The 24681-nt window shown below is 28.3% G+C and carries 17 protein-coding genes, 6 tRNA genes and 1 pseudogene; 9 read left to right on the top strand and 15 right to left on the bottom strand.

Annotated elements, in window-relative coordinates; all coding sequences use genetic code 11:
• Positions 1-41 precede the first annotated feature (41 nt).
• Positions 42-3419, top strand: coding sequence for a transcription-repair coupling factor (mfd, locus tag BRE_RS03170; protein WP_012539040.1), 3378 nt, complete (start codon positions 42-44; stop codon positions 3417-3419).
• Between the two features lie 19 nt (positions 3420-3438).
• Positions 3439-4656: an acetate kinase gene (locus tag BRE_RS03165; protein WP_041178199.1), complete on the top strand. Its 1218-nt coding sequence runs from the start codon at positions 3439-3441 to the stop codon at positions 4654-4656.
• A gap of 93 nt (positions 4657-4749) precedes the next feature.
• On the opposite strand, the gene BRE_RS03160 is transcribed toward BRE_RS03165, so the two are convergent.
• Positions 4750-5295, bottom strand: a complete 546-nt coding sequence (locus BRE_RS03160) for a DJ-1 family glyoxalase III (protein ID WP_012539038.1) — start codon at positions 5293-5295, stop codon at positions 4750-4752.
• A gap of 16 nt (positions 5296-5311) precedes the next feature.
• Positions 5312-5385 (bottom strand) — tRNA-Met (locus tag BRE_RS03155).
• 331 nt (positions 5386-5716) lie between these two features.
• On the opposite strand from BRE_RS03155, the gene BRE_RS03150 reads away from it, so the two are divergent.
• On the top strand, positions 5717-7261 hold the full coding sequence (locus BRE_RS03150; protein ID WP_049752021.1) for a glycoside hydrolase family 3 N-terminal domain-containing protein: 1545 nt from the start codon (positions 5717-5719) through the stop codon (positions 7259-7261).
• Here BRE_RS03150 and BRE_RS03145 read toward each other — a convergent pair.
• Complete coding sequence (locus tag BRE_RS03145) at positions 7251-8210, bottom strand: DHH family phosphoesterase (protein ID WP_012539036.1); 960 nt, start codon at positions 8208-8210, stop codon at positions 7251-7253. The genes BRE_RS03150 and BRE_RS03145 overlap by 11 nt on opposite strands.
• A gap of 133 nt (positions 8211-8343) precedes the next feature.
• Between BRE_RS03145 and cdd the strand changes: the two genes are divergently transcribed.
• Positions 8344-8799: a cytidine deaminase gene (gene cdd, locus BRE_RS03140; RefSeq protein WP_012538362.1), complete on the top strand. Its 456-nt coding sequence runs from the start codon at positions 8344-8346 to the stop codon at positions 8797-8799.
• 35 nt (positions 8800-8834) lie between these two features.
• Here cdd and BRE_RS03135 read toward each other — a convergent pair whose 3' ends face one another.
• Complete coding sequence (locus BRE_RS03135) at positions 8835-9203, bottom strand: hypothetical protein (protein ID WP_014696446.1); 369 nt, start codon at positions 9201-9203, stop codon at positions 8835-8837.
• 116 nt (positions 9204-9319) lie between these two features.
• Here BRE_RS03135 and BRE_RS03130 point away from each other — a divergent pair, with 116 nt between their 5' ends.
• The 3 genes from BRE_RS03130 (at position 9320) to rpsD (ending at position 11362) form a co-directional block, all read left to right on the top strand.
• The gene (locus BRE_RS03130) at positions 9320-10588 is read left to right on the top strand and encodes a cation diffusion facilitator family transporter (RefSeq protein ID WP_012539035.1); all 1269 of its coding nucleotides are present in this window, start codon (positions 9320-9322) and stop codon (positions 10586-10588) included.
• A 55-nt stretch (positions 10589-10643) separates the two neighbouring features.
• Positions 10644-10717: transfer RNA gene (locus tag BRE_RS03125), tRNA-Met, on the top strand.
• Positions 10718-10735: 18 nt separating this feature from the next.
• Positions 10736-11362 (top strand): 30S ribosomal protein S4, encoded by a 627-nt coding sequence (gene rpsD / locus BRE_RS03120; protein WP_012539034.1) that lies wholly within the window; start codon positions 10736-10738, stop codon positions 11360-11362.
• A 209-nt stretch (positions 11363-11571) separates the two neighbouring features.
• Here rpsD and lon read toward each other — a convergent pair whose 3' ends face one another.
• The 11 genes and pseudogenes from lon to BRE_RS03065 form a co-directional block, all read right to left on the bottom strand.
• Positions 11572-13980: an endopeptidase La gene (gene lon / locus BRE_RS03115; protein WP_041178144.1), complete on the bottom strand. Its 2409-nt coding sequence runs from the start codon at positions 13978-13980 to the stop codon at positions 11572-11574.
• Positions 13955-15244: an ATP-dependent protease ATP-binding subunit ClpX gene (gene clpX / locus BRE_RS03110; RefSeq protein ID WP_012538357.1), complete on the bottom strand. Its 1290-nt coding sequence runs from the start codon at positions 15242-15244 to the stop codon at positions 13955-13957. Before clpX ends, lon begins: the two co-directional genes overlap by 26 nt.
• 22 nt (positions 15245-15266) lie before the next feature.
• A complete protein-coding gene (clpP, locus tag BRE_RS03105; RefSeq protein WP_025400847.1) occupies positions 15267-15851 on the bottom strand; it encodes an ATP-dependent Clp endopeptidase proteolytic subunit ClpP in 585 nt (194 codons plus the stop codon).
• Between the two features lie 14 nt (positions 15852-15865).
• Positions 15866-17212, bottom strand: a complete 1347-nt coding sequence (gene tig, locus BRE_RS03100; protein ID WP_012539032.1) for a trigger factor — start codon at positions 17210-17212, stop codon at positions 15866-15868.
• Between the two features lie 48 nt (positions 17213-17260).
• A tRNA-Gly gene (locus tag BRE_RS03095) sits at positions 17261-17331 on the bottom strand.
• A 5-nt stretch (positions 17332-17336) separates the two neighbouring features.
• A tRNA-Leu gene (locus tag BRE_RS03090) sits at positions 17337-17417 on the bottom strand.
• A gap of 57 nt (positions 17418-17474) precedes the next feature.
• Positions 17475-17548: transfer RNA gene (locus BRE_RS03085), tRNA-Arg, on the bottom strand.
• A gap of 17 nt (positions 17549-17565) precedes the next feature.
• Positions 17566-17641: transfer RNA gene (locus BRE_RS03080), tRNA-His, on the bottom strand.
• Positions 17642-17741: 100 nt separating this feature from the next.
• Positions 17742-19163, bottom strand: a complete 1422-nt coding sequence (gene pepD, locus BRE_RS03075; protein WP_012539031.1) for a beta-Ala-His dipeptidase — start codon at positions 19161-19163, stop codon at positions 17742-17744.
• A gap of 178 nt (positions 19164-19341) precedes the next feature.
• Positions 19342-19833 carry a chemotaxis protein CheD gene (locus tag BRE_RS03070; protein WP_038366465.1) on the bottom strand — a complete coding sequence of 164 codons (492 nt, stop codon included), beginning with the start codon at positions 19831-19833 and terminating at the stop codon, positions 19342-19344.
• 243 nt (positions 19834-20076) lie between these two features.
• Positions 20077-21022, bottom strand: a pseudogene (locus tag BRE_RS03065) (D-alanyl-D-alanine carboxypeptidase family protein); the annotation flags it as partial.
• A gap of 80 nt (positions 21023-21102) precedes the next feature.
• Between BRE_RS03065 and BRE_RS03060 the strand changes: the two are divergent.
• Positions 21103-22605, top strand: a complete 1503-nt coding sequence (locus BRE_RS03060) for a lactate permease LctP family transporter (protein WP_041178143.1) — start codon at positions 21103-21105, stop codon at positions 22603-22605.
• 223 nt (positions 22606-22828) lie between these two features.
• Positions 22829-24667 (top strand): integrin-binding adhesin P66 family protein, encoded by a 1839-nt coding sequence (locus BRE_RS03055; protein WP_012539029.1) that lies wholly within the window; start codon positions 22829-22831, stop codon positions 24665-24667.
• The last annotated feature ends 14 nt before the right edge of the window (positions 24668-24681 follow it).

The raw sequence follows: 24681 nt of genomic DNA, 5'->3' as shown, positions 1-24681 counted from the left end.
ATATAATATTATACTAAACTACAAAAACAAAAAGGTAAAAAATGAATATAGAAAAAGAATTGACCACAAAATTAAAAAACAATCAAAATTTACAAAAAATGCAAAAATTTATTGAACAAAATATACATTTTACACTAACAGGATACGAAAAATTTTTTAAAGCTTTCTTAATTCACAAAATAAAAAAATATAGTAATAATAAAGTTATACTAATAGTTAAAAATGAAAATATATCAGATGAAATTAAAAATGATTTAACACAAATCACAGATCAAATATACGAACTTAATTACTTCAGCCCTCTTATATACAAAGGAATTGGCTCAAAAAGTAAAGTTTTCTGTGATCGAGTAAAATTTTTAATCAACTTTTATGAAAATAATCCTGGCATATATATTGTTTCATTAAAATCCCTACTTAGTAAAATTCCTACAAAAAAGGATCTATTTAATAACATATATAAAATCCAAACAGATAAAATAATTAACATAGAAAATTTTGAAAAAAAACTTATAAAAATGGGATACGAAAAAACAATGAGGGTTACATTACCCGGAGAATTTACAATAAATAACAAAATAATAGATATACATTCATTTAATCACAAAGAACCAACAAGAATTTCACTTAATAATGACAAAATAAAGCAAATCAATTATTTCAATCCCCTAAATCAATTAAAACAAAAAAATGCTATTTATGAATTTAACATAATTCCAAAAAAAGAAATAATTTGGAACAAAGAAAACATAGATAAATTAAAAAACTACATCAAAGAATCTGAATATAAACAATTCTTTAAACAAATTGAAACAAAATACAACGCAAGAACAGAAGAAGTATTTTATCCATTATTAGGAGAGACTCTCTTAAGTCAGGAAATAAATGAAAATACAATTACTATAAATTTTGAAATACCAAATTTAAAAGAAGAAATCAAACAGATATATAAAGAATACGATAGGCTCTACACTCAAGCAATAGAATCAGACCTAAAAATAGTATCACCAAAAGAAATCTTTATAAATCCCAACGATTTAAAATTAAAAACCAATATATATTTTATAAAAACTCCTATAAATCAGCAAACAGAAAAGCCGACAAAAGAAATTATAGAATTTAAAATTGAGAGCGAACGTAGATTTTTTTCAAATATTATACTTGCAAAACAAGAAATACAAAATTGGATTGATAATGGATTTCAAGTAATTATTACAGCAGAATCCAACTCACAAAAAGAAAAATTAAAATACATTTTTCAAGACATACCTAAAATCAAAGTTGAAGTTATTAAAATATCAAGCTCTCTTATAATAAACGAAGAAAAAATAGCTATTATTACTGAAGCAGATATTTTTAACAAAAAACAAAAAACAAATAAAACTTTCGAATCATCAAAAACAAAACCTATAGATTCATTTATTGAGATTGAAAAAAATAGTCATATTGTCCATATAAATCATGGAATTGGAATATTTAGACAAATAAAGAGAATCAAAACAAGTCTTATTGAAAAAGACTATATTGAAATTGAATATGCTGATAATGAAAAATTATTTATTCCTATTGAACAAACACACCTTATTCAAAAATACATTGGAAATGAAACTCAAAATATAAAACTAGATAGAATCAGTTCAAAAACCTGGGAAAAGAAAAAAGTTTATGCAACAAAAAAAATTGATAAAATTGCAGATCAACTTGTTTCACTTTATGCAGAAAGAGAAAATATTACAGGATTTCAATATCCTCAAGATGATGAATGGCAATTATTATTTGAATCAGAATTTCCATATGATGAGACTCCAGATCAATTAACAGCAATATCTGAAATCAAACAAGATATGATGAGTTCAAAAGTAATGGACAGACTTTTATGCGGAGACGTTGGATTTGGAAAAACTGAAGTTGCAATGAGAGCAGCATTTAAAGCTGTTATGGGGAAAAAACAAGTAGCAATACTATCTCCAACAACAATTCTTACAGAACAACACTTCAATACATTTAAAAAAAGATTTAAAAATTTCCCAATTCAAATTGCAATGATTAGCAGATTTATAACAAAATCAAAAGAAAAGGAAATTCTTCGCAATTTAGAAACAGGAAACATTGACATAATAATTGGAACACATAAGATACTATCAAAAAAAATAACATATAAAGATTTGGGTCTCATTATTATTGATGAAGAACAAAGGTTTGGTGTTAAAGAAAAAGAAAAACTAAAAGAAATAAAAGTCTCTGTCGATTCTCTTGTATTATCAGCAACTCCTATTCCTCGTTCTCTTCACATGTCATTAATCAAACTAAGAGACATTTCTGTTTTAAAAACTCCACCCCAAAACAGAATTAAAATAGAAACTTACGTTGAAGAATTTAGTGAAATATTAATTAAACATGCAATCGAAAATGAACTATCAAGAGATGGACAAGTTTTTTTTGTACACCATAATATTCAAGAACTAGATTCAATAAAAGCAATGATAGAAAAAGTAGTCCCTTATGCAAGAATTGCAACTATCCATGCAAAACTTACGGGTGAGCAAATTGAAAACATTATGCAAGATTTTATAAATAAATCATATCAAGTATTACTAGCAACAACAATTATTGAAAATGGAATAGACATTGAAAATGCAAATACAATAATCATCAACAATGCAAATAGATTTGGGCTTGCACAATTATACCAACTAAGAGGAAGAGTTGGCAGAAGTTCAAAAAAAGCATTTGCTTATTTTTTATATAAAGAAAATTCAAATCTCAATGAAGGTGCCATTGAAAGACTAAGAGCAATATCTGAATTTTCAGAACTTGGAGCAGGATTTCAAATTGCAATGAAAGACATGGAAATAAGAGGCGTTGGTAATTTACTTGGAAGAGAACAACACGGAGAAATTGAATCTATTGGACTAGATTATTATTTAACAATGCTAAATAAAGCAATTGAAAAACGTATGGGAAAAAATTCAAAAAAAAACGAAATCAACATTGAAATCAATTACAATGGATTTATCCCTAATAGCTATATAAATAATGAACAACATAAAATATCAATTTACAAAAAAATTTCAGCAATTCAAAGTGAAGAAGAAAATAACAAAATAAGATCTGAAATTTATGATCGATTTGGACCAATTCCTAACGAACTAAATAGCCTACTTATTTTATCGGAACTAAAATTACTTGCACAAAAACTTAATATTACAAGCCTTAAAGAAAGAAATGGATTACTTGAAATTGAATATTTAGACATAAATAGCATTCCTGCAGAAAAGATCATGAAAATTATTAAAGACAATCCTAATATCTTAAAATTAAATCAAGAATATCAAAACTCGGTTTTTCTAAATTTAGGAAATATTAAAGAAACAGATAAAATAAATTGGATATACAAAAATTTGTATCTATTATTATAATAATAATTAAATGAAAAATATAATAATACTAATAATAAACACGGGAAGTTCTTCATTAAAATTTACACTTTATGAATATCAGTATCAAAGTGAACAAATATTAGCATCAGGAATAATTGAAAAAATCAAAACAACCCAAGCAATAATCAAAATTAAGTTTAAAAATAAACTTTTAGAATTAACAAATTTAAACATTAAATCTCACAAAAAAGCACTAAAACATTTGATTAAAACTTTAACAAACAAAAAAACAAAAATTATTAATTATTTAGATCAAATTCAAGGAATAGGACACAGAATTGTACATGGAGGTGCACAATTTAAGAACTCAGTAATAATTAATCAAAATGTATTAAATGAACTAAAAAAAATATCTCATCTTGCACCTCTTCATAATCCAATTGCAATAAAAGTAATAGAACAAATGTTTATATTATTTCCAAATGCAAAACAAGTCGCATGTTTTGACACATCATGGCACCAAACCATGAATCAAAAGGCATTCTTATATGCCACACCATATTCTTGGTATAAAGACTATCATATTAGAAAATATGGATTTCATGGTCTCTCATATGCATATATAACAAAAAGAACTGCAATAATACTCAATAAAAATATAGAAGATCTAAATTTAATAATATTACACCTAGGAAATGGAGCAAGTATTAATGCTGTTCAAAAAGGAAGATCTTATGATACAAGCATGGGCCTCACTCCACTTGAAGGCCTTGTAATGGGCACAAGAAGTGGAGACATAGATCCTACCATTATCCCCTTAATGAGCAAAATACTAAAAAAAACTACAAAGCAAATTGAAAATATTCTTAACAAAGAAAGTGGTATGCTTGGTATATCATGCAAATCAAATGATTTAAGAGATATTTGGATAGAAAGTAACAATAATGAATATAATTCTAAACTTGCGGTTGAAATAATGACTTACAGAATAAAAAAATACATTGGTTCTTATCTTGCAGCTTTAGACTTTAATATTGATGCAATAATATTTACAGCAGGAATTGGTACTAGCGATTATGAGATAAGAAAATTATCCCTTCAAGGATTTGAAAAAATTGGAATTAAAATTGACTTTCAAAAGAATAATTTAGCAATAGATAAAAACACAGAATATGACATATCAAGTAATCAAAGTAATATAAAAATACTTGTAATCCCAACAAACGAAGAACTAACTATACTTGAAGATACCTATGATCTAATCAAAAACAATTAATCATAAATATACAAAAAATGGCTCTTTACTATAAAACATTTTTTTTAATTAGACAAATAACATTAATAGCAATTACTTATTGCATATTCCATATTAAAGCAAAACTTTATTTTTAACATCCTCAAGTATACCCTCTCCCTTAACAATCTTTAATAAAGCAAAAACAAATTTAAAAGACGTGCCAACACCCTTAGAAGTAATAAAATTATTACTAATAACAACATCTTCATTAACAAATTCACCATCAGTAATATCATTTTCAAACCCTGGATAACACGTAAATTTACTCTCACCCAAAAGTCCCTTTGCAGCCAGAACAACTACTGGCGATGCACAAATAGCCGCAATCAACTTGCCCTGTAAATTCATATTTCTCAAAATACTATCTAAATCCTTAGATTCAAAAAGATTTATAGCACCTGGCATTCCCCCAGGAAGTATTATCAAATCAAAATGATCTGCTGTGCAATTTGATATCTTCTCATCTGCCCCAAAAACAAAACCCCTAGAACTTGAAACAAATTTACTATCATTTAAACTTACAACTTTCAAATCAACATTACCACGCCTTAAAATATCCATAGGAACTACAGCTTCAATTTCTTCAAAACCATCTGCAAGTATAATTGCTACTCTCATAATACAAACTCCTTAATGCTGATGGAGGGACTTGAACCCACGACCTCTCGGATATGAGCCGAATGCTCTAACCAACTGAGCTACATCAGCCTGTAGCCATTAAAGTGTATAAATTCAAAGATATTTTGTCAATATAAATAGTACTATCAACAAACAAAACATTTGATATAAATTGAAAATAATAATTAATTTATAATTACAATATAAAAAATATACTCAAAAAATTTTAAAATAATAAGGAACTTGAAATAAGTAAACTTAAAACAATATGATATACTTATGAATCAAAAAAAGATTAGTATGGTTTCAAATGAAAAAAATTATTTATATAATTGTTTTTTTAATTAATAATAATTGTTTTTGTTATGACTTTTGGAGTACAGAAAATAAAGAAAAACTAATAGAACAAATAGTAAGTCAAATGAATGACAAAGAATTATTGGGACAAATGTTTATGATAAGTTATCCAAAAGAAAAAATAACAAACTTTACCCTAAACTTCATCAAAGAAAAAAATTTAGGTGGAATCAAAATTTTTGGATGGAATGCAAAAAATTTATACAACTTAATAGAAAGTATAAATAAAGCACAAACAATTTCTCAAAAGAATAGATTTAAAATTCCCTTATTTATAGCAACAGATCAAGAAGGTGGATGGACACAACATATAAAACTTAAAACATCAAAAACAATAGGAAATCTTGGAATCACAGCAACTCTATCACCAAATGATGCCTACTTTACTGGATATCATATAGCAAATGAATTAAAACAACTTGGAATTAACATAAATTTTGCCCCAATAACAGATATTTACAGTAATGAAGAAAACTTCATAATAGGCCCAAGAACATATTCAAATAATCCACAAATCGTATCTCTATTTGCATTGGCTTTCTATAAAGGACAAAAACAAGCAGGCATCATCTCAACAGCAAAACATTTTCCCGGACATGGCAATACTGTTATTGATTCTCATATAAAAATGCCAATAATCAATTCAGATTTCAAAGAAATTAAAAGAAATGAATTGCTGCCATATAAAATACTAATACAAGAAAACATTCCAATGATTATGAGCGGACACTTAGCATATCCAATGCTTACAAACGGAAAAGAAATACCTGCATCCTCATCAACTAAAATTATCAAGGAAATTCTTAGGCAAGACTTAAAATACGACAATTTAATAATAACAGACGACCTACTAATGAATGCAGTAAGATATCAAAATGAAAGCATTTATGACACAATTGAACGAATTATTAGAACAGAAACTGATATTTTATTAATATCATTAAATGAAGATATACAAAATAATGCTTACAATCAACTATTAAACCTCATGCAAAAAGACAATACAATAAAAGAAAACATTATTAAATCTAACAAAAGAATACTTAGAATAAAATTAGAATATCTAAAAGAAAAAAGAAACAAAGAAGAACTTTTCCCAAAATATGACAATGCTAAAGAAATACCTACTAAAGAAGCTGAATTTTTTTTTGAACAAAATACATTAAGAAGTATAACAAAAATAAAACTATCAAAAAAAATATCAAAGCATAAAAAAACGCTATTAATATCACCTTATAATACAATGATTAAAGAAGGTAAAAAAATATTTCAAAATAGTTATGGCTATTATTATAATTATTATCCACTAAATAGCATAAATATCACACAATTAAAAGAAATAAAAAATTTAATTGCACAATATGAACAAGTTATTTTTAATGTATCAACACCTGCTAGTTTAGAGTACATAAAAAATTTAAAAGAATATAAAAATAAAATAAGCATCATTGTATCTCTTACCCCCCAACACATTAAACAACTGAACTGGATAGAAAACATAGTAGTAGTATATGGAACTACAACACTATCATTTAAATCTGGATTTTTAACTTTAACAGAAGATTTTAATCCAAAAGGACAAATACCTTTAATGAATCTCAAGAATTAATAGCATCTTTAATATATGCAATTATTTGATTTTCTAAAAGGTTTAAAGCAGTATTTTTAATCTTAAATCCACTAGCATGTTTATGTCCCCCTCCTCCAAAATATTTTGCAAGTTCTCCCACGTCAAAATATTCCTTAGAACGAAGTCCTGCTAAAATAGAACCATCTTCTATTTCTTTCAAAATAATTAATATTTCATTATTTTCTACATTAGCAAGAAGTGAATAAAATAGTTCATTAACTCCACTAACATTATTGTCTCTCTTAGCATTAAAGGGTAAAACCGTTAACAATACCTTACCATCAAAATATGTTCTAAGATTATTTAGCATCATACTAAGCACATCTATTGAGGCTAAACTTTTAACAGATTCAATATAATTATAAATATCTTTAAGAATCAAGCCTTTAGATACAAGTCTAGATACCATTTCAAAGGGTGCAGGATCATCTCTTGAAATAAATCTAAAAAATCCTGTATCTGTACAAAACCCCACTAAAATATACCATGCCTCTTCCTTAGTAACTTCATATCCAAATGCTCTAATTAATTTTTCAATCAAAAAAGTTGTTGAAGGTGCACCAGAATCAATATATCCAAGGGTATCCAATTTGTCTCCTGAGGAATGATGATCAATAACAAGAATAGGCATATCTTTTACATAAAAAACAAATTCATCTCCAATGCGATCAAATACGGAGCAATCCAAAATAATAACAGCATAATCTAACAAATTAACATTCGGCCATTTAGACAAAAACTTCTCTTTAAAAGGAATTATTTCCTTTCTCACAAATGGACCTTCATTTAACAGAATAATTCCTTTGCCTATTCTGCGCAAAAAAGAAGCTAACGCCAAAGATGAACCTATACAATCAAAATCGGGATCCTTATGCCCAACAATGATAAAATTGTCATACTTTTTAATAAATTCAATAACATCAATCATAAAAAAACATTAACAAACCTTTCACATAAATCAATAATTACATCTCATAATTAAACATTTTACAATATTTTAATATAAAATTATAAACATTATGTTATAATTGAATACGTTATAAATTCAAGAGGTTTTATAAATGAATGATAATGGACAGGATGCAATTATAAAAGCATTTCAATTAGCTGAAACTGCAAGAAATAACGCATATTCTCCTTACTCAAAATTTAAAGTTGGAGCTTGTATTAAAACTAAAGACAATTTATTTTTTCAAGGTTCAAATATTGAAAACGCAAGCTTTGGAGCAACTAGATGTGCAGAACAAGCTGCAATAATAAACATGATATCATCTGTTGGAGTCCAAAAAATAGATTTCATATTAGTCACAACAATCCCAGCAAGTGTCCCATGCGCAATATGTCGTCAAGTAATGTCAGAATTTTTTGAAGAAGATACTAAAATATTAATAACAGATCCTAATCAATTTAACATGAATAAAAAAGTTTTTAAAATTTACACACTCAACGATCTACTTAAATTTCCATTCAATAAAGAAGAACTATCAAAAATATTTAAAGCAAATAAAACAACGTGACATATAAATCTTATATAAAAAATCAAGTCTCAATATCAACTCAAAATACCAAGAGAAACGATAGCCTTTGCAAACTCGCTTAACTGATTGGATTTCATAGTACATGCAGATGCATCAAAAATATCTAAAATAATTCTTTTCTCATCAAAATTAAATTCATGTTCCAAAATTTCTAATGACAAAAAATCAATCATTGGAATAAATTTATCAATAAAATCATATATTCCTTTATCAAAATCAAAATTTTCATAATAATAATTAAACATATTCTCTAAAGCCTTTTTATCAAAAACTTTAAGAAAATCGTAAAAAACATTTTCGACATTCTTTACATTATTCATTAAAACTTCATCTTTAGAAATACATCTTTTGCATTTTTTAACAAATAATTGAGATTGCAACATAAGACATCCCTCCAATTCCCTTTAGTAATATAATGAAATTAATTGAATATTAAAAAAAATAATGTTATCTTTACACATAATAGGATTATGCAATAAACTAAAGGAAAAGTGCAAATATGATTAAAATAATTAATAGCAAAAATATCAATAAATGCACTCAATTCAATCTTGAAAACCTACAAAAAAATGAAATTTATATAATTTATATAGAAAATAACGTTAATGCGATTTCATATTTAAAAGCAAAAATACAAGATAAAGAAATTCAAATCAATAATTTTTATATGGATCCAAATTTTCACTCAGAAGGAATAGAAAAAATATTAATTCGTAATCTAATCCACTATGGAAAAAAAAATAAAATACACAAGATATTATGCAAAATCAATGATATCAAAGAAGAGCTTAAAAATTTAGGATTTGTCAATAACAATAATGAATACGAAAAAGATTTAACTCATGAAATAAAAAAAGATACAATAATTATGAGAATAGGATTAATTTCAGTACTAGCAGAAGTAGCATCAATAACATCTAAACTTACCGTTGGCATTCTTTTTAATTCATTTGCTCTCATAGCAGATGCACTTCATGTTACATCGGATTTCATTTTATCGACAATTACATATTTTAGTTTAAAAATTACAAATAAACCAGAAACAATTCATTATCCTTACGGATATAAAAAAATGGAAAATCTAATAGCATTAATTATAGGAATCGCCATAATAATCTCAGGATTTACAATATTTATAAACTCAACAGGACTAAATCAAATAATCGATTTTCACAAAGAACCTGAACTGCATATGAATCATGAACATCATAGTAAAAAAAACATATTAGAAATATTTTCAAATAATTCTTTTAAAAAAAGCATTTGGATACCATTAATACCTTTTATATTCTTTTTAGTAAAGATAATCGAGCATGTAGTAAAATTCCAAATCGGTAAAAGATATAACAATTACTTACTTCTAGCATTATCATCATCCGACAAGAATTGCATATTCTCTCATGGAGGTACCACATTAAGTTTATTACTTGCAACTTATGTATGGACAGGTTTTGACAAAATAATATCCATATGTATTGGCTTTATAATGATTAAAGAAGGATTACACGTAATTATCGACAATGCAAATAATCTTCTCTCAAAACAAAACATAAACTTAAAAAGAGAAATAAAAAATACATTAAAAAATATTAATATCAATTTTAGAGAACTGAATTTTTATCATCAAGGAAATGAAATAAATCTTTACATCAAACTAGATTTAAAGTATGAAGATAACTTAGAAAAGTTAATACAAAAAGTAGATAAAATAAAACATACAATCAAAGAATGTCATCAAGAAATATACGAAACACATATATTAATATAAGAATATAAAATTAATTGACACTACAAACAAAATTATGTTAGACTATGTTTCAAGACGCAGGGTGGAGCAGCTGGGTAGCTCGTCGGGCTCATAACCCGAAGATCGCAGGTTCAAGTCCTGTCCCTGCTATTTAAATGTGAGGAATTAATGAATAGGAAAAGTATAGCTAAAGGAAAATTGGTTAGACGATTTGGGGTTAATATCTTTGAACAGCCAAAATATGACAAATTACTTAAAAAAAAAACCAATCCACCTGGAATGCATGGAAGATCTAGGCGAACTAAAGTTACAGAATATGGAAAACAATTAATAGAAAAACAAAAGGTAAAGTTTACTTATGGTGTTAGTGAAAGGCAACTCACTAATGTTTTTAAAGAAGCAAGAAGACAACACGGAGTCACTGGTGATAATCTCTTGGCATTACTTGAGAGAAGGATTGACAATATTGTTTATCGAGCTGGATTTGCCATTTCAAGAGCTCATGCAAGACAAATAGTTTCACATGGTATTATTATACTTAATGGAAGAAGAGTTACAATCCCATCCATTACTTTAAGAGCAAACGATATAATACAAGTAAAGGAAAAAGATAGCTTTAAAAAATTAGTCAGGTCTAATATAGAAAAAACATCTACTCTTAGAAAATTACCAGATTGGATAGAAGTAAACGCTGACGCCCTCAATGTCAAAATAATTCGAACTCCATCAAGAGATGAAATACCTACTCTTGCAAATGAACAAATGATTGTAGAATATTATTCCAAGAGAGCGTAATGTAACAAATAGCATGACTCTAGTCATGCTATTTATCTTTTTTTTTTTTAGTAAAATTCTTACCAAAGTTGTTATTTGAAAAGTTTAAAAAGTTATTTTTTGTTGGGTTTTTAATAATGCCTTAAAAATTTAAAGATGCCCTACTGCCTGAAGGTTTTCTAATTCCATCTTTCATAGCCCCTCCTTTAATAAATTTTATCACATAAACTTTAAATAATGTTTAAATAATCAAACACTTCTCTTAAATAAGAAACATACTTAACATCAATATTATCTTTAATATCTTCTGGAAGCTTAACATAATCTTTCTCATTATCTCTTGGAAGAATAATTTTATTTATACCATTTCTATAAGCCGCAAGAACCTTTTCTTTGATACCTCCAACAGAAAGAACTGAACCTTTAAGAGTCACTTCTCCAGTCATAGCAACATCCAAAGGTACTTTTTTATCAGATAAAACAGAAGCAATAGCTGTCGCAATAGTAATCCCAGCAGAAGGTCCATCTTTTGGTATAGCTCCCTCTGGAAAATGAAGATGAATTTCTGGAATTTCATTTATATCTAAATTAAGTTTTGAAGAATAAGTTTTAACAACAGAATACGCCAATTGTGCACTTTCTTTCATAACAGCTCCAAGACTACCTGTTAAAATAATGTCACCTTTCTTGTCAAACTTAATAGCTTCAACAGGAAGTACAGCACCTCCATAATTTGTCCAAGCAAGACCATAAACAAACCCAGAAGAATCAATGCGCATCAAATTAAACCTACTTTCACAATTTACATAACAATGAAAGTTATGCATATTAATTATCTTATAAATACCACGAATATCAGGATCATGAGTAAAGAGTAAATTATTACCATGTATCAAGGAACTTGGAAAATAAAAATTGCCTTCAATAATATCTTCCTTGGAATAACTATAAAGCAATTCCCTTAAAACCGTTCTAAACAAATTGGTCAATACTCTTTTTAAATTTCTAACTCCAGATTCCATAGTATAGTTTCTAATTATATGTAAAATAACATCATCTTCTATTCTGATATAAACTTTACCTAAACAACTCTCCTTAATAATATTTGGTATCAAAAAATTTTTTGCAATTTCTAACTTTTCAACACAAGAATACCCTTCTATCTTAATAATTTCCATTCTATCAAGAAGAGGCCTAGAAATTTCATTTATCGAATTAGCTGTCGCCACAAACAACACATTAGAGAGATCATAAGGAATCTCTAAATAATGATCAACAAACCTGGTATTTTGTTCGGAATCTAAAACTTCCAAAAGAGCAGCTTCCGGATTTCCTTTATAAGTACTATTAATTTTATCTATCTCATCAAGAAGAATAACAGGATTGGATTTACCTGCAACTTTGATTGCATTAATAAAAACCCCAGGAAGAGCTCCAACATAAGACCTACGATGTCCTCTAATTTCTGTCTCATCTCTAAGCCCACCAAGCGAAATTTTTGCAAATTCTCTAGAAAGAGATTTAGCAATAGATAAAGCAACAGAAGTTTTTCCAGTTCCAGGTGGACCTACAAGACACAAAATAGGAGCTTGGACTTTAGAATTAATATGATAAACGGCTAAAAAATTCATTATTTTCTCTTTAGCCTCATTCATACCATAATGAGAATTTTTTAAAATAATCTCAATTTCTTTTAAAGAATTCTTCATCACAGTATTTTCATTCCAAGGCAACTCAAGCAATAATTCAATATAATTCCTAATAATATTCACATCTAGTGAATTTGCATTTGTACGAGCCAATCTAGATATTTCTCTCTCAATTCTAGATTTAATATCTTTAGGAATATCTTTTACATTCAATCTCTCAAAATAGTCAGTCTCATCTTTACCTAATCTTTTTTGAATCTCCTTAACTTGTTCAGTCAAAAAATATTCTCTTTGTCCTTTATCAAGCTTAGACTTAACTTTACTCTTAATATCTTTCTTAAGCATTAAAAGCTCAGTCTCAATATTTAAATTCATGATTAATTTTTCTATTCTAACCTTAACATTTAACTCTTGTAAAAGTTCCACTTTAACTCTATATTCCAAATTTACATTAGAAGCTATAACATCAACAAATTTAGCCGGACTATCAAAAAAATTTATATTCTCATCATCTTTGGATGTTGCAGGAGGCAAATAAGATTTGTAAGTATTATAAGTCTCTTTTAAAAATTTAGCATAAGTAAAAAGTTCACCATTAATTTCACATTTATCAGATATAAAATCAACTCTTGCTCTAAAATAATCATTTTTCTTTAAAATACTCTTAAGAACAACTCTATCATGGAAATCAACCAAAATTTTTACCAAAGTCTCAGTAACTTTTATAACCTGAATAATCTTTGAATAAGTACCAATAGAATATAAATTATCTACATTAATCTTAGCATTAGCCGAAATAGATTCAAGATCCTTAACACAAAAAAATAAAATCAACCTGTCTTCTAACATAGACTGATATATTGCATTAATCGAAGCATTATCATCAAGACTAACCCACAAAGACACATTAGGAAAAAAAACATTGTCTTTTACAAGAATAATGGGAAGATCATCTTTTTTAGCATTAATTAGATTTAGAATTGATTTCATAAAGTTCTTTTGCCCAAGGCTTATTAACATGCCTTCCCGTTAAAATTAAGGGCTCAACGTTAGTATTTAAAACAGAATCTTTAGTCACAATAACTTTTTTAATTTGCTTACTAGAAGGAATTTCAAACATCACATCTTTAAGTAATTCTTCTAAAATAGAACGTAAACCTCTAGCACCCGTATTTTTAAGCATAGCTTCTTCTGCAATTGCATCAAGAGCATCTTTTTCAAATAAAAGATCAACATTATCCATCTTAAACATATGATAGTATTGCCTTACAATAGAATTCTCGGGCTCAACTAATATTTTCATCAAATCTTTTTTTTCTAATTTATCAAGATAAGAATGCACAGGAAGTCTACCTACAAACTCTGGAATAAGACCAAATTTAATCAAATCTTCCATTTCTAAATATTTTAAAGAATTATCTCCACCTGTATCCTTACAACTAGAAGATGAAAAACCAATAAAACTCCTATTAATTCTTTTCTTAATAATATTTTCAAGTCCAACAAAAGCTCCACCACATATAAATAATATATCGTGAGTATTAATTGCAATAGTTTCTTCATAAGGATGTTTTCTACCACCTCTTGGTGGAACATTTGCAATAGTACCTTCAATTATCTTAAGTAAAGACTGTTGAACACCCTCTCCAGATACATCTCTTGTAATTGAAACATTCTCACCTTTTTTTGCAATCTTATCTATCTCATCTATATAAATGATACCTCTTTCTGCAAAACTCACATCTCCATTAGCAGCATGAATTAGTTTAAGCAAAATATTCTCAACATCCTCTCCCACATATCCAGCTTCAGTAAGAGTTGTAGCATCAGCAATTGCAAATGGAACATTCATCTCAGCTGCCAATTTTTTTGCAAGCAATGTCTTACCACTACCAGTAGGCCCTACAAGCAGTACATTAGACTTCTCAAGCTCAACTCCAGTCTCTCGCTTACTTCCCTTAAAGATCCTTTTATAATGATTATAAACAGCAACAGATAATACCTTTTTGGCATCTTCTTGCCCAATAATATATTTATCTAAATGACTCTTAAGTTGCTTAGGAGTTGGAAGCCCTCTTGGAGCCTTATTACTTGCTGGTTTGTCTGACTCTTCTTTAAAAAGATTATGACATATTTTAGAACATTCAAAACAAATGGCAACAGACTTTGCTGAAATAATCTTACCTTCAGCTTCAGCCCTAGTACGACCACAAAAAGAACACCCTTCAATTTTTTGACTTTTACTTCTTGCCATATAATCTCACCTAAAACTCAAATTAATTCCTCACCAAAATGCTATCAATGATTCCATAATTCAAAGCACCTTCTGGTGTCATAAAATAATCTCTTTCAATATCAAGAGCTAATTTTTCTTTAGAAACTCCTATTTTTTCAGACATAATATCTATTATTAACCTCTTAAGTCTTATAATTTCATTCGCTTGTATACTAATGTCACTAGCTTGGCCACCTATTCCACCCCAAGGTTGATGAATCATTATCCTTGAATAAGACAACGATTCCCTCTTACCTACAGCTCCTCCCGCAAGTAAAAACGCAGCCATTGAAGCCGCTTGACCAATGCAAATCGTTCTCACATCTGGCTTGATATACTGCATAGTATCATAAATTGCAAGTCCTGCAGTAATACTACCTCCTGGAGAATTTATATAAAGATATATATCCTTTTTAGAGTCTTCAGATTCCAAAAATAAAAGTTGAGCAATGACTGTATCTCCTCTTAAATCATTAATCTCACCACTCAAAAAAATTATTCTATCTCGTAATAATCTTGAATATATATCAAACACACGTTCATAATTTCCAGTATGCTCTACAACAGTAGGCACCAAATTATGCATACATTCTCTTATCATTACTCACCTGTTTTATAATTAACAAAATCTCTAAAGGAAACTTTTTCAAGCTTAATTTCTTCCAAATCTTGTAAAATTTTCTCTTTAACCTTTTGTCTCTTAATTTCATCCTTTAAAAGTCCAAATAAATTTCTTTCTTTATAAAATTTCTTAACATCCTGAGGAGCCATTTTTAAATTTTGAGCCTGCTTAATAAGTTCATTCTCTAAATCAAGCTCCGTAACTTCGCTTGAATCATTATCTACCATTTTCTGAAAAACTAATTTAGATTTCAATTTATTAAGTACATTTTCCTTAAAAACATCATTAACACCCTCTAAACCTGTAGAAGAATTTTGCAACTGAGTAATGTTAATCTTATTTTGATGTGAAAATTCATTAATAACATTTTTTAATTCAGCTTCAAACATAGAAGATGGTACATCTATATTTACTTTTTCTGCAATACCAGATAATAACTTTGAAAGCTTGAGAGAGTTGGTCTTTTCCTGAACAACTCTTAACATATTTTCTCTTACATAATCCCTAAGATCTTCCAAAGTATTCAAACTATCTTTAACATCTTTTGCAAAAGCATCATCAAGCTCAGGAATATCACGTCTCTTTATATCCTTAACACCTATCTTTAATCTCTTAGAAGTATTAGCAAGTTCACTAAACTTATAATCACTACCATAATTTTTTTCCACTATTTTCTCTTCGTCTTTTTTCATTCCAATAATATCATAACCAAACCCATAATAATCATCAGACTCACCAACGGTAAGAACAAAATCTTGTCTTTTAGTTGCTAAAATCTCATTTAAAGAATCATCAAGTTCCACAAAATCGACTCTAACAATACTACCTACTTTAACACTACCATTATCCTCAACAATTATTGAATTTTCAAATTGTAACAATTTAAGCTCATCCTCTATATCAGAATCAGAAATAACAACTTCTGGAATTTCCACTTTGAAATTTGAAATATCAGAAATTTCAAATTCAGGATAAGATTCATAAACAAAAGTAAACTCAAAATCTTTATCAAAATTTATTTCCAATTTTTCATCTAATATTTTAGGAACAGCATAACTTAATGGCTTATAAATTGCACTTTCAAAGAATTCTTCCAAAGATTTATGAATTAGATTCTCTATAGCAAGAGCCCTAATATTGTCAGAATATTTACCTTCAATAATACTAAAAGGAACTCTACCCGTACGAAATCCTTTAACTTTAAGACGAGAAGAATAATCTTTCAAGATTTCATTATATTTTGCCTTAACAAATTCTTTTGAAATTTGAATAACAGCTTCAACTTTAGAACCAGGCATTAATTTTACATTACTAGTTAATATCACAATATTCCTCTAATTAAAATGATTTAACATTAATAATTCCCAAAATTAAGCGAAAGACGGGATTTGAACCCGCGCTTCCACCTTGGCAAGGTGACACTCTACCCCTGAGTTACTTTCGCACTTTTGCAGAAGGTGGGACTTGAACCCACATGCCTAAGGCACTAGATCCTAAGTCTAGCGTGTCTGCCAGTTCCACCACTCCTGCATACCTTAGGTAGTATACAAAACTTAAAAAGCTTTTGCAAGTACAAAACCAACACTTCACACCCAGCAGGATTCGAACCTGCAACCTCTGGATCCGAAGTCCAATGCTCTATCCAATTGAGCCATGGGTGTATTTAACAAAAAATAAAAGGTGACTGACGGGACTCGAACCCGCGACATCCGGAACCACAACCCGGCGCTCTAACCAACTGAGCTACAACCACCAATTACCCAATTACATGCAAATTTCATTTTATATATATTCAAAAATTAAGTCAACCAAAATATATATTCACAACCAAATAACATCAAAAAAACTCACATCTCACAAAGTTTCCAAGCTTTTCTTTAAAAAATCATAAACTCTAACAACTGAAGCAATATCAACACGTTCTCTTGGTGTATGAGGATAATTGATCCAAGGCCCAATTGTCACCGCATCTATTTCTCCAAATTTTTCAGATATTACTCCTGTCTCAAGACCAGCATGAACCATTACCGTCTTAGCTTCTTTCAAATACATATCTTTATATATATTTTTCAAATGACTTAGAAGTTTACTATGTTTCGATGGTTGCCAAGAAGAATAATCATAAATCATTTTAAAATTAGCACCTGCAAGCTTGCTAATAGATTTTAAATGACAACAAATATATTCCTTTTCAATATCTAATAAAGATCTTATTGTAAATACAAACTGATATTCATTCCCAACTTTCAACAGACTAGCAAAATTTAAAGATGTTCTAACAAGTTTTTCATCATAATTTTCAACCTTTTGAACTCCATGAAAAAACGCCATTCCCATATCTAAAAGTTTGCACTGATCTATGTCATCTAAAACATCACCACAAAAATTCACTCTCTTTAAAACAATTTCAAAACCAACATCAAGATTATGCATTTCGTGAACATAACACTTAAACATTTCTAATTCTCTCTCTAATAAAGAATAATCTTCATCTTCAATCAGTATTAATGCCTTCGACTCTCTAGGAATGGCATTACTTTTACACCCACCAGATATATGTCCAATCTCAAATGATATTTTTTCTCTAAGTGAATTTAATGCAAAAAAAATTAATTTCAAAGAATTAGCAAAATCAATATGAATATCTACGCCAGAATGGCCTCCTTGAAGTCCTGTAAATAAAATTTCAACACATGTCTTTTTTTTAGATTTTCTATATCGTGGCTTAAAATCAATATGAATAAGTCTAGAACCAGCACAACCAACCAAAAAATAGCCTTCTTCTTCTCCATCAAGATTAATTAACATCTTGCCACTGCATAAATTAGGATCAAGTCCAATAGCTCCTATTAATCCTATCTCCTCATCAACAGTAAATAGAAGTTCTAAAGCAGGATGTTTAAAAGCAGAAGATTCACTCATAATGGCAAGCATCATTGCAACCCCAATTCCATTATCAGCACCAAGAGTAGTACCTGATGCAAAAAAATATCCATCATCTTCGATGATCTTTATAGGATCTTTTTCAAAATCATGTACAACAGATTCATTTTTTTCACAAACCATATCTGTATGAGCTTGTAAAATAACAGGCAAAACATTATCACATTCATTAGCCTTAATCTTAACAACAATATTCCCAACATTATCTTCTTTAAAAGAAAATCCAAATTTTATGGCTTCTTGTTTAACAAAATTACTAATACCTTTCAAATTCTTTGAACATCTAGGAATTTGAGATATCTGTTTAAAATAATGTATTACAATATTTTCCATCTATTATTTCCAATAAAAATTTACAATTACGAACAAGTATAGTTACCATATATCAAATATAACACAACTTAAAAAATCAATTTTTAACAAAAACATACTAAATAACACATACTCAATTTATCAAGTTGATACATATTACAAATAAGATTTAAATATACACTAAATTGCATATAAAAAATTAAAAAACTTTAGCACCATCTGGATATTCAACAACAACCCTAAAATCCTCAGGATAAACAAAAATCTTTCTGGATTTAGAATGCCCCAAATCTTTAGCTAAAATTGGAATACCACATTTCTTTAACTCACTAAGTGCAAACGACGAATTTTCAACACCCACCTTTATTGTCCCTTTGGCCATAAAATTCGAACCCCCAAAAAGCTTGGCTTTAAGATTACTTTTTGATGCACCATTTTCTATCATAGCATCAATTAACATAGGAATAGCATAAACACCATACCTACCCTTTTTAAGGTCATCTACCACTAAATCGGATTTCACTAATACATAATGATTTAATCCTATAAGCTTACGAAATTCATCATAAAGAACAACAGAAACACAAGACCCAAGTATTGTAGATATAACCCTATCATTTGATACAAAAGCCTCACCCGGTATGATTATCGTAACATCTCTCTTTAATTTAAAATTAAAATGATTTAACATAAAATTAATCACTCTCTCAAAAAATTTTTATAAAACCATATAAAATACTGTTAAACGTTTTACTTTTCAAATACAATTAAACAAATAAACCTAATATTTATAATTGAAAAGTATTCAGGAATCAACCCTCTAAATCTTTAATCACTTCTCAATATAGCACGCAATATTTTAATGTTAGAATTTATTATCTAAAATAACCTCTCTTCAAAATCTATTCAAAACTATTTTAAAGAAAAAATAAATCACAACCCCATTATATCTTTTTTCATTTATTTTTGCCAATGCAAAAAAATTTAGAATAATGATCAAATCCATATTCAAACAATTTCTGTGCAATTAATGAACGTTTCTTCTCTCCAATATTATCAACTCCCTTACTAACCCCTAAAATAACAGCTATTAATCTTATATCATCTTTTTTAGCTGTGGCAACTAAATTCAAACCAGATGTCTTAATATAACCCGTTTTTAATCCATCAGCATAAGGATAATTCAATATCAAAATATTTTTATTATCTTGTTTCAAATTTAACATCTTTGAAGAAGAAGTACTACCCAAATTTTCAGGTTTTGGATAAATAAAATCTTTAAGAGAATGTATCTTCAGCATAAATTCAAATTCATCTATATAAGTTTTTGCAAATAATGCCATCTCTAATGCTGTAATTTTATTATTTTTACTATAACCTGATGTATCAACAAAACTTGTATTTATAAGTTTCAATTTAAAAACATTATCATTCATCAAATTAACAAAATTATTTAAATCTTTACCAACTATAAATTCTGCAATAGCAATAGCAGCATCATTACCAGAAGAAACTACAAGCCCCTTAAGCAATTCTTCAAAAGTTACCTTATGACCTTCTTCTAAAAACATTAATGAAGAATCTAAAGGCAAATTATAATATGAGGCAGAACTACTAATGGGAACAATAGCATTTAAATCTATATTTTGCTTTTTTGCCTCAACTAAAGCAGTATAAATAGTAACAAGCTTAGTAAGCGATGCTGGAGGAAAAACCAAATTTGGATTCTTGGAATAAAGAACGCATTTAGTATCACAATCAAGCAAAACGACTGACTTGGCATCCAAAACCACTTTTTCAATTTGCAACAAAGTAATTGAAAATAGTTTATAAGCATTAAATAAAAGAAACATGCTCATAATGATAAAAATAATTTTCATACAATAAATATTGTATATTATTGCATAAAAATTTGTTATAGAATTAAATGGTAAATAGAAAAAGGAGCTCACATTCAATTATGAATTTATATAATTTCATTAAAGCAGTAATTCCAATTATAATAATTATTATTGGGCTTGGAATAATAAAAAAACCAGCTTATTATGTCATACCAATATGTTTAATAGTTACTATTGCAATAGTTTTATTTGACAAAAACCTAGGAATAAGCAATACAAGTCTTGCAATTCTTGAAGGAACAATAATGGGAATATGGCCAATAATTATTGTAATAGTAGCTGCTATTTTTACATATAAAATGGCTGAAAGCCAAAATGACATGCAAATCATAAAAGCAATGTTATCAAATGTATCTTCTGACAGGCGAATAATCATTTTGTTGGTAGCATGGGGATTTGGTAACTTCTTGGAAGGAGTTGCAGGATATGGAACTGCTGTTGCAATTCCTGTATCAATACTAATAGCAATGGGATTTGAACCATTTTTTGCATGTCTTTTATGTCTAATCATGGATACATCTTCAACTGCTTATGGTTCGGTAGGAATTCCTATAATATCTCTAGCACAAGCAACAGAGTTAGACGTTAAAATGTTATCTTATGACATCTCTTTACAACTAATAATTCCAACACTTTTGATACCATTTATATTGGTTATTCTTGTAGGAGGAGGAATTAAAAGCCTTAAAGGAGGAATGTTTATACTAACACTACTATCAGGTGCATCTATTGCAATATCGCAAGTTTATGTTTCAAAAATCCTAGGACCAGAACTTCCTGCAATAATTGGAAGCATACCGGTAATGGCAATAATAATAATCTATGCAAAATTTTTTGACAAAGAAAATAAAACTTGCAATAAAATAAAAGTATCAAAAATGCAAGGATTCCTTGCCTGCATGCCATATATTTTAATAGTTTCACTTATAATAATTGTTTCCCCACTGTTTCACTCAATAAATAAATACTTATCAAACTTTAAAACAATTCTCGAAATTTATCCAGGAGCAAAGCCACTACAATTTAAATGGCTAACTTCACCAGGACTTCTAATTATTTTTGCAACCATAATATCTTATTCAATAAGAGGTGTCCCTATACTTGATCAACTAAAAACATTTCTCCTCACAATAAAAAAACTAGCATTGTCTTCATTTGTAATTATATGCATAGTATCAATATCAAGATTAATGACACATAGTGGAATGATCAAAGATCTTGCAGATGGCATCTCAACATTAACAGGCACATTATATCCACTATTTAGCCCATTAATTGGTGCTTTAGGGACTTTCTTAACAGGAAGCGATACTGTTTCAAATGTTTTATTTGGACCTTTACAAACACAAATTGCAACCAATATTGATATTAATCCATATTGGCTATCAGCTGCAAATACAACAGGAGCAACAGGAGGAAAAATGATTTCTCCTCAAAACATAACAATCGCAACAACAACTGCAGGACTTATTGGACAAGAAGGAAAATTATTATCTAAAACCATTATATATGCTATTGGATACATTTTAATATCGGGAATTCTGGTTTACTTCTTATTATAATAAATAATAAATTTAGATATATCATAATATTAACAAATAAGACTAACAAATAGTTGGTCTTATTTGAATAATCTATACATACCTTAAAATTACTTGAATTTTTACATAAGAATTAATATTATAAAATCATAAAACTCTTAATACCTAAAATATATAATAAATATATAATTATTAAAAGAAACTTCCAAAGAAGTTTATATCTTATAACAAAGGAGATATTATAATGACAAAAACAATAATATGTCTACTCGTAATAATATTAAGTCATATAATGGCTTTTGCTGAAGATAATGAGACTGATACTAATGGTAATAACTCAAGCAATACAAATACAAGCAATAATACACCCGAACTTAATCAAAATCTCAAACTCCCTATTACATTAACTTTTGACAACAGTAGCCAATTTAGATTTGATATGGATGAACTTGTTCCTGGTTTAGAAAATAAAACCAATGTGGGAATTAAAATTACACCATATATAAATACAAAAGAAGTAGGTAATAATGATCCTCTCTCAGCTTATGTTAAAGTAGAAAGTCTATGCTTAAACGCTAGTGGAAAAAGTAATACACCAATAAAATTTAGCGTAGAAAATATTACAGCACAAATTAATATGTACGATTTTTACCTTAAAATGGAATCAATGACTGATTTTAACTTTAATCAAGAATCATTATTTAGTTTCGCACCAATAAGTAAAATTCAAAGCCAATATTACGGTTTCCCAAACAAGGAAAATGCAACAACAAGAACAATTCTTTCAAGAAGTACAGCTAAAAAAATAGGAACTCTTCAATTTGGATACAAACTTCCATCACAATTAGAACTCATACTATCAATTGGAGCAACAGGAACAGGAAATAGAAATAATAAAAAAAATGACAAAGATTCTGAAGAAGATAAAAAAAATAAAGAGGCAATTCCTTATAACGATACTTACAAAGGTATACTTTATGGTGCGCAAGTCAAATGGAAACCAATACAAAACAATTTAACACAATATAATTCAAATATCAGTGTCAAAAATCCTCTTGAGTTAAATTTTGGAATATCAGGAGCAATCGGAAACTCAACATTCAATAATTCCTCAATAACATATGGTCTTAAAGATACATCTGTCACAGACTCAGATCTTGTAAATCCAACTCTATCAAATGCATCTATAATAACTTCCATTGGAGTTAGTTACAAACTTGGTCTTACAAAAATTAACAATAAAAATACTTATCTATTACTAAATGCCGGTTCCGATTTAGGAATAGACCCATTTGCAAGTGATTTTTCTATACTTGGACACATATCTAGAAAAGCAAACACAGATGAAAAAAAGCAATTTGATCCAGTAAGCAATAAGCTTCAATTCGATATAAAAAGAACCCCCAATTTTGAATTCTCTGTGGGAACTGGTATAGGACTTGCCTGGAATACAGATGAAGGAGAAGAAGAATCTTGGGAAATTAGTGGAAGTAAATCTTATAACAAACGAATATTTGGTGCACAAGATAAAAAATCCGGCATCGGATTTGGAATTAATTATGGAAAAAGTCTATATAGACCTACATCTTCAAATACGTTAATACAAAACATCGCCAAAAAATCATTTCAAACATTGAATGCAGAACTTTCAACTTACGAAGATAATAAAAAAGGTATTATCCCTGGACTTGGTTGGATAGCCTCAATAGGCACTTATGATCTCTTAAGAGACAAACCTAAATCAGATGACATAATAGCAGCTCTTACTCCAAACACTAACACCACAAATAAAACCAACATTGAATTTGCTAGCGCAACTCAACTTGGAGGTGCATTATACCTTGATTATGCAATACCTTTAAAATCTATGTCACCAAATACATATATAATTCCATATGTAGGTGCTCATATGCTAGGAACCCTTAATTTTCAAAAAAACACTTTATATCTAAAAGCTGGACTAGAATTAGAAAACTTAATTAAATTAACAAACATAGTTATTGGATGGGATTCAAACAATATCCTGGCATCCAAAGATCAAAATGGAAGTGTATTTATACTATTTAAAATATCTATTTCTTAATAAAAAAAATTGTT

Origin of the sequence: Borrelia recurrentis A1, assembly GCF_000019705.1 — a bacterium.
Taxonomy (GTDB): Bacteria; Spirochaetota; Spirochaetia; order Borreliales; family Borreliaceae; genus Borrelia; species Borrelia duttonii.
This window is presented reverse-complemented; position numbering and strand designations above follow the sequence as displayed.

Coding starts and splice junctions, on each gene's coding strand:
- BRE_RS03060 (WP_041178143.1), top strand. CDS start 21,103: ATGAATTTATATAATTTCATTAAAGCAGTAATTCCAATTATAATAATT.
- clpP (WP_025400847.1), bottom strand. CDS start 15,851: ATGCATAATTTGGTGCCTACTGTTGTAGAGCATACTGGAAATTATGAA.
- pepD (WP_012539031.1), bottom strand. CDS start 19,163: ATGGAAAATATTGTAATACATTATTTTAAACAGATATCTCAAATTCCT.
- mfd (WP_012539040.1), top strand. CDS start 42: ATGAATATAGAAAAAGAATTGACCACAAAATTAAAAAACAATCAAAAT.
- rpsD (WP_012539034.1), top strand. CDS start 10,736: ATGAATAGGAAAAGTATAGCTAAAGGAAAATTGGTTAGACGATTTGGG.
- lon (WP_041178144.1), bottom strand. CDS start 13,980: ATGAAATCAATTCTAAATCTAATTAATGCTAAAAAAGATGATCTTCCC.
- BRE_RS03130 (WP_012539035.1), top strand. CDS start 9,320: ATGATTAAAATAATTAATAGCAAAAATATCAATAAATGCACTCAATTC.
- BRE_RS03135 (WP_014696446.1), bottom strand. CDS start 9,203: ATGTTGCAATCTCAATTATTTGTTAAAAAATGCAAAAGATGTATTTCT.
- BRE_RS03160 (WP_012539038.1), bottom strand. CDS start 5,295: ATGAGAGTAGCAATTATACTTGCAGATGGTTTTGAAGAAATTGAAGCT.
- cdd (WP_012538362.1), top strand. CDS start 8,344: ATGAATGATAATGGACAGGATGCAATTATAAAAGCATTTCAATTAGCT.
- BRE_RS03150 (WP_049752021.1), top strand. CDS start 5,717: ATGAATGACAAAGAATTATTGGGACAAATGTTTATGATAAGTTATCCA.
- BRE_RS03145 (WP_012539036.1), bottom strand. CDS start 8,210: ATGATTGATGTTATTGAATTTATTAAAAAGTATGACAATTTTATCATT.
- BRE_RS03055 (WP_012539029.1), top strand. CDS start 22,829: ATGACAAAAACAATAATATGTCTACTCGTAATAATATTAAGTCATATA.
- BRE_RS03070 (WP_038366465.1), bottom strand. CDS start 19,833: ATGTTAAATCATTTTAATTTTAAATTAAAGAGAGATGTTACGATAATC.
- clpX (WP_012538357.1), bottom strand. CDS start 15,244: ATGGCAAGAAGTAAAAGTCAAAAAATTGAAGGGTGTTCTTTTTGTGGT.